Below are 5,424 nucleotides of genomic sequence, written 5' to 3' on the forward strand. Positions count from 1 at the left end.
TCGGTGCCACCGCGCATATCAAGGCCAATCCCAGCCGGACCGGCAAGCCCGCCATCGACTGGCGGCTCTACAAAGAGCGCCATCAGGTCGAGTGCTTCTTCAACAAGCTCAAACGCTTCCGGCGCATTGCCCTGCGCTGTGAGAAGACCATCTTCGCCTTCATGGGCTTCGTCCACCTCGCATGCGCCATGATCTGGTTACGCTAAATGCAGACGCCGCCTAAAGGGTTGAGGATGCGTATCGGGCCGGCATGGTGTCCCGGCCCAGGGGCCATCGCTTGCGAACCGCCAGCCCGATCGTCTCGACCCGGTCGGTCCAGATCAGGCCATCGAAGCCAGCCGGCACGCGCCCGAGGTCCTCGACACGGTCCAGCCGGGTGAAATCGTTCGCGCCCAGCCCGAAGACCGACCCGATCAGCATCACGTCGACGTGTGCCTTCGCCATGCGCCCGAGAAACCGGCTGGGCCAGCCCCAGGCCAGCGCACGGGCATTCATCGCAACGATGATCGTGCCGTCGCGGCACGCCTGCGGGATATAGCCGGTCCATCCGAGCGCGGCATATGTCAGGGTGCATTTCGCCGCCCGTCGATCATGAATCACGGGAATGTCGGGACGCAGCGCCTTCGCCGCCATCGTGGCCGGGGTGTCCGCGAACAAGGCGATGCGGCTCCACGCATCAGGATTCCGCTTGTCGATGTAGGATACCAGGTTCGGCCCGGCCGACCGACCGTCCTTCATCTGCACCAGAAAACGCTGCGTCGGGAACGTCCGCAGCGCTTCGTCCAGGGTCGTCATCAGTCCCCGACCGGCACCCCGAAGCGGATAGGTTTTCCCGCCGTCCGCCGTATAGCCATAGCCAACATCCAACGCCTTCATCCGATCGAAAGGTGTCCGGCCGACGAGCCCCGCTCCGTCCGTGCGACACTCCAGCCCGATATCATGGAACAGGATGAATTCGCCGTCCGCCGTCTCGCGTACATCCACCTCGATGATATCCGCGCCCGCATCGATGGCGGCGCGGATGGAAGGCAGCGTATTTTCGATAAGCCGGTGATGCGGCGGCTGGATATGCCTCGCCTTGCAGGCATTGGGATCATCGGAGTTCTCGTCGAAAAGCTGATGAACGCCTCGCTGCGCAACGACGATGGGTCGCCCCGTGGGCGGATTGGCGATCCCGGAGGCGTTCGCCAAATAGATCGACGCCAGGACCGCACCGACACCCCATGCAGCAAGAAAACGACGCTTCATGCGCTCCCTACAGGCCCTTCATCGACCGCCGGAACAGCTGGTCGGAATCGGTCTCGCGCCTTACGCCTCGCTGACCAGCAGCTTGTCGATCCGCCGCCCGTCGAGGTCCACCACCTCGAAGCGCCAGCCCTGTTCGACGAAGCTCTCGCCCTCGCCCGGCAAATGACGGAACACCGCCAGCGCCAAGCCCGCCACGGTGGCGTAATCGCGGTCGTCGGGCAGGTCGATGCCCAGCCGGTCGGCCAGCGCGTCGGCCGCCATCGTGCCGGCGACCAGCAGCGATCCGTCGTCGCGCTCGACCACCGAGGGCGCTTCGCCCGGATCGGCGTCGGAGGCGAATTCGCCAGCGATCGCGGCCAGCAGGTCGGACGGGGTCACGATCCCCTCGAAATGGCCGTACTCGTCATGGATCAGCGCCATCGGCACCTCGGCCTGGCGCAGCGCCAGCAGCACGTCCATCGCGTCGATCCGGTCGATCACGACGGGAGCCTTGCGCATCAGATGTTTCAGGTCGAGCGGCTCGCCCCGGAACAGCGCCATGGCGATGTCGCGCGCCTGCACCACGCCGACCACCGCGTCGATCGAGCCCTCCCCCACCGGCAGGCGCGTGCGCGGGCTTTCCAGCAGCTTGGCACGGATCGCGGCATCGTCCAGCGTGCAGTCCAGCCAGTCGATCTCGGTGCGCGGCGTCATCACCTCGCGCACCGGCCGGTCGGCCAGCCGCACCACGCCCGAGATGATCGAGCGCTCATGCTCCTCGATCACGCCGGACTTGGACGCCTCGGCGACGATCAGGTGCAGTTCCTCGGCCGTGACCTGATCCTCATTGTCGCGGTTCAGGCCCAGCAGCTTGAAGATCACCCCGCTGGTCGAATCGAGCACCCACACGATCGGTGCGGTGCCGACCGCCAGCCATCGCATGGGGACAGCGACGAAGGCCGCGATCGGCTCGGGCTTGCGCAGCGCGAACTGCTTGGGGACCAGTTCGCCCAGGATCAGTGAGGCATAGGTGGTCAGGCCGATGACCAGCGCGAAGCCCAATGTCGCAGCGGTGGCGGGCGCGACGCCCAGCGCCTCCAGCCGGGCGGCGGTCGGCGTGCCCAGGCTCGCGCCCGAATAGGCGCCCGCGATGATGCCGGTCAGGGTGATGCCGATCTGCACGGTCGACAGGAACTTGCCCGGATCGGCGGCGAGCGTCAGTGCGGCCTGCGCGCCCTTCCGCCCGCTGCGCGCCATCGCCTCCAGGCGGGCACGCCTGGACGACACGATCGCCAGCTCGCTCATCGCGAATGCGCCATTCAACGCGACGAGCGCGAGAATGATGAGGACGTCGATCCACGGAAAGGGGGGCAGCGTTGCCATCGTTATGCGGTGCTCATAGCGGGCCGGAAGGGTCTTCGACAACTCCCGTCGTCATGTTCCGTTCAGATCGCTTGCGGAACAAGCGCGATCGGGTTCGCGTTTCGGGGTGTGAGACGCGACAACTTAACAAGGGTCATCCGCATGAAGACGTCCGCCAAGTTCCTCGCCGCCGCCGCGCTGTCCGCGCTGGTCGCCACCTCGGCCTGCACCACCGATCCGGAAACAGGCCAGCAGCGCCTGTCCAAGGCCGCGATCGGCGGCATCGGCGGCGCGGTCGGCGGCTATCTGCTGGGCGATCTGGTCGGCGGTCGTCGTGACCGGACCGAGAAGATCCTGGGTGCCGGTATCGGCGGCCTCGCGGGTGCCGGCATCGGTGCCTATATGGACAAGCAGGAGCGCGACCTGCGTGCCCGCACCGCGGGCACCGACGTGCAGGTGGTCCGCCAGGGCGACGACCTGCTGCTGAACCTGCCCTCGGGCATCACCTTCGCGTACAACTCATCGCAGGTGCAGCCGCAGTTCCGCCAGACGCTGGATCAGGTCGCCGACATCCTGTCGCAGTATAAGCAGACCTATATCGACGTGTATGGCCATACCGATTCGACCGGCAGCGACGCGTATAACCAGCGCCTGTCCGAACAGCGCGCGGTGTCGGTCGCCGACTATCTGGCGTCGCGCGGGGTGCAGCCCGCCCGCATCGGCACGCGCGGCTTCGGCAAGTCGCAGCCCATCGCCTCGAACGACACCGAGGAAGGCCGCGCCGCCAATCGCCGCGTCGAGATCAAGATCGTGCCGATCCGCGAGGGTGACCTGCGCTGATCGTTGCGCAATTCGCGGTTTTGGAAAGAGGCTCGGGCGGGATGCCGTCCGGGCCTTTTCCACGTTCGAGAACGGACTGAATGGCGGATCGACATCCCACTGGTCCTTCCTTCCCTCTCCCCTGGACAGGGGAGAGGGTTAGCGAAGCTTGCCAGCTCCGCTGGCTAGCGCAGCTTGGGTGAGGTGTTGAGCGAGCCATTGGCTCGCGCGCTCGCCTAAGCGAGCGCAGCACCCCTCACCCAGCTCCGACTAGAATCGAAAACGATCAACTCTGCCCACCCCTCCCCTTCAGGGGAGGGGCCGGGGGTGGGGCGCTTCCGCAAGCGAAACGCCCATGGCGATGCCCCACCCCAACCCCTCCCCTGAAGGGGAGGGGCTAAAACCGTGCAATGCTGATCGCTTTCAACTCTAAGCCTTTGCTTTCGCAAAGACCAAGTCTGCGCGCCCCTCTCCCCTCGATGAGGGGCGAGGGAAGAAAAGAGCTATCGACCGTCGATAGTTCTCGAACACCCTTACCGCCGCGCGCTGAAAAAATCGCGCAGCAGGCTGGCCGCCTCCGCTTCGCCCATCCCCGCGTAGATTTCCGGCCGATGGTGACAGGTCGACTGGCCGAAGAATCGCGGGCCATGTTCGACCGCGCCACCCTTGGGGTCGCTGGCGGCATAATAGAGCCGCGCGATTCGGGCATGCGCGATGGCCCCCGCGCACATGGCGCACGGCTCCAGCGTGACCCAGAGGTCGCAATCCTCCAGCCGGTCCCGGCCCAGCACCAAGGCGGCGGCACGAATCGCCTGGATTTCGGCATGGGCCGTGGGGTCGTGCAGGCGACGGGGCGCGTTCGCGCCGGTCGCGATGATCGTACCGTCCCGCACCACCACCGCACCCACCGGCACCTCGCCCGCCAGCCCCGCCTGGGCAGCGGCATCGAGTGCGGCGCGCATCGGAGCGGGGAGCGGGAACATCGCCCCTCCCTGCCCCGCGCCCGCCATCCGGGCAAGGGTGCGTGCCGCGACAGGATTACCGTGACCGGGTTACTGGCCGTTGGTCTGGGCGTTGTCGGCGGGCTTCTGGACGCTGACCGTCGGTACTTCGACCGTCTTCTGGGTCGTGCCGACCGACACCTTTGGCCCTTCGGCGCGGAAGGTCGGGGCCTGGACGACCGCCGGGCGGGTCTGGTCGATGCTGATCCAGCCCATCGCCATGGCACCGGCGGCCAGCAGGAGGATAATGCCCAACAGGACGAGAAAAGCGCGCATGATCCTGGCTCCCAAAGGTTCGTTGCCGTAACAACGCAGCCGACGAGGCGCAGTTGCAACGGCGATTGGCACGCTTGATCGTCGCGAATTGCAGGGGCGATTGCGGGGAATCGGTTGACGCCACCCCCCGGACGGGGTATCGGCGCGGCCTTTCCGGGCACTGCCTGAAACCAGGATAACGATCATGTCGCGCATTTGCGAGCTGACCGGCAAGGGCCGGCAGGTGGGTAACAACGTTTCCCACGCCAACAACAAGACCAAGCGTACGTTCCTGCCGAACCTGCAGAACGTCACGCTGATTTCGGACTCGCTCGAAAAGAGCGTCCGTCTTCGCGTTTCGACCCACGGCCTGCGCTCGGTCGAGCATAATGGCGGCCTGGACAACTGGCTGGTCAAGACCTCGGACGATCAGCTTTCGCTGCGCGTGCGTCGCCTGAAGCGCGACGTCGTGAAGAAGCTGGCCGCCGCCAAGACCGAAGCCGCCGCCGCTTAATCAGCGACGCGTCGGTTGACGGGTTGAAGCCCGCCGCTCCCCGGAGCGGCGGGTTTTCGTCGTTGCGGTTTGGGATTCCTTTGGCCTTCGACTTCGCTCAGGCGGAACGGAGCGAAGGAGCAGGCCCTGTTTACCAATCCCCGTTCAGGCGAGAGTTGAAAGCGATCAGCATTGCACGGTTTTAGCCCCTCCCCTTCCGGGGAGGGGCTAAAACCGTGCAATGCTGATCGCTTTCAACTCTCGCCT

The 5,424-nt window shown here is 66.0% G+C and carries 7 protein-coding genes; 3 read left to right on the forward strand and 4 right to left on the reverse strand.

What is annotated here, in order from left to right:
• Window positions 1-206, forward strand: a 206-nt coding sequence (locus BSZ14_RS18395) for a transposase (RefSeq protein WP_139330540.1), incomplete at its 5' end; no start/stop codon positions are given.
• A 13-nt stretch (window positions 207-219) separates the two neighbouring features.
• On the opposite strand, the gene BSZ14_RS18400 is transcribed toward BSZ14_RS18395, so the two are convergent.
• Together BSZ14_RS18400 and BSZ14_RS18405 are read right to left on the reverse strand one after the other, a co-directional pair.
• Window positions 220-1,248 carry a glycerophosphodiester phosphodiesterase family protein gene (locus BSZ14_RS18400; protein WP_076712019.1) on the reverse strand — a complete coding sequence of 343 codons (1,029 nt, stop codon included), beginning with the start codon at window positions 1,246-1,248 and terminating at the stop codon, window positions 220-222.
• A 60-nt stretch (window positions 1,249-1,308) separates the two neighbouring features.
• Window positions 1,309-2,610, reverse strand: a complete 1,302-nt coding sequence (locus tag BSZ14_RS18405) for a hemolysin family protein (RefSeq protein ID WP_076712020.1) — start codon at window positions 2,608-2,610, stop codon at window positions 1,309-1,311.
• Between the two features lie 141 nt (window positions 2,611-2,751).
• On the opposite strand from BSZ14_RS18405, the gene BSZ14_RS18410 reads away from it, so the two are divergent.
• Entirely contained in the window at window positions 2,752-3,429 is a 678-nt protein-coding gene (locus tag BSZ14_RS18410) for an OmpA family protein (RefSeq protein WP_042487217.1), read from the forward strand.
• 512 nt (window positions 3,430-3,941) lie between these two features.
• Here the strand turns inward: BSZ14_RS18410 and BSZ14_RS18420 are convergent.
• Together BSZ14_RS18420 and BSZ14_RS18425 are read right to left on the reverse strand one after the other, a co-directional pair.
• Window positions 3,942-4,370 (reverse strand): nucleoside deaminase, encoded by a 429-nt coding sequence (locus tag BSZ14_RS18420; protein WP_076712023.1) that lies wholly within the window; start codon window positions 4,368-4,370, stop codon window positions 3,942-3,944.
• 90 nt (window positions 4,371-4,460) lie between these two features.
• Window positions 4,461-4,685 (reverse strand): hypothetical protein, encoded by a 225-nt coding sequence (locus tag BSZ14_RS18425; protein ID WP_076712022.1) that lies wholly within the window; start codon window positions 4,683-4,685, stop codon window positions 4,461-4,463.
• 184 nt (window positions 4,686-4,869) lie between these two features.
• Here BSZ14_RS18425 and rpmB point away from each other — a divergent pair, with 184 nt between their 5' ends.
• Window positions 4,870-5,178, forward strand: a complete 309-nt coding sequence (gene rpmB / locus BSZ14_RS18430; protein ID WP_056432158.1) for a 50S ribosomal protein L28 — start codon at window positions 4,870-4,872, stop codon at window positions 5,176-5,178.
• Window positions 5,179-5,424: the final 246 nt, after the last annotated feature.

This window comes from Sphingomonas sp. Sph1(2015) (assembly GCF_001970915.1).
Taxonomy (GTDB): Bacteria; Pseudomonadota; Alphaproteobacteria; order Sphingomonadales; family Sphingomonadaceae; genus Sphingomonas; species Sphingomonas parapaucimobilis.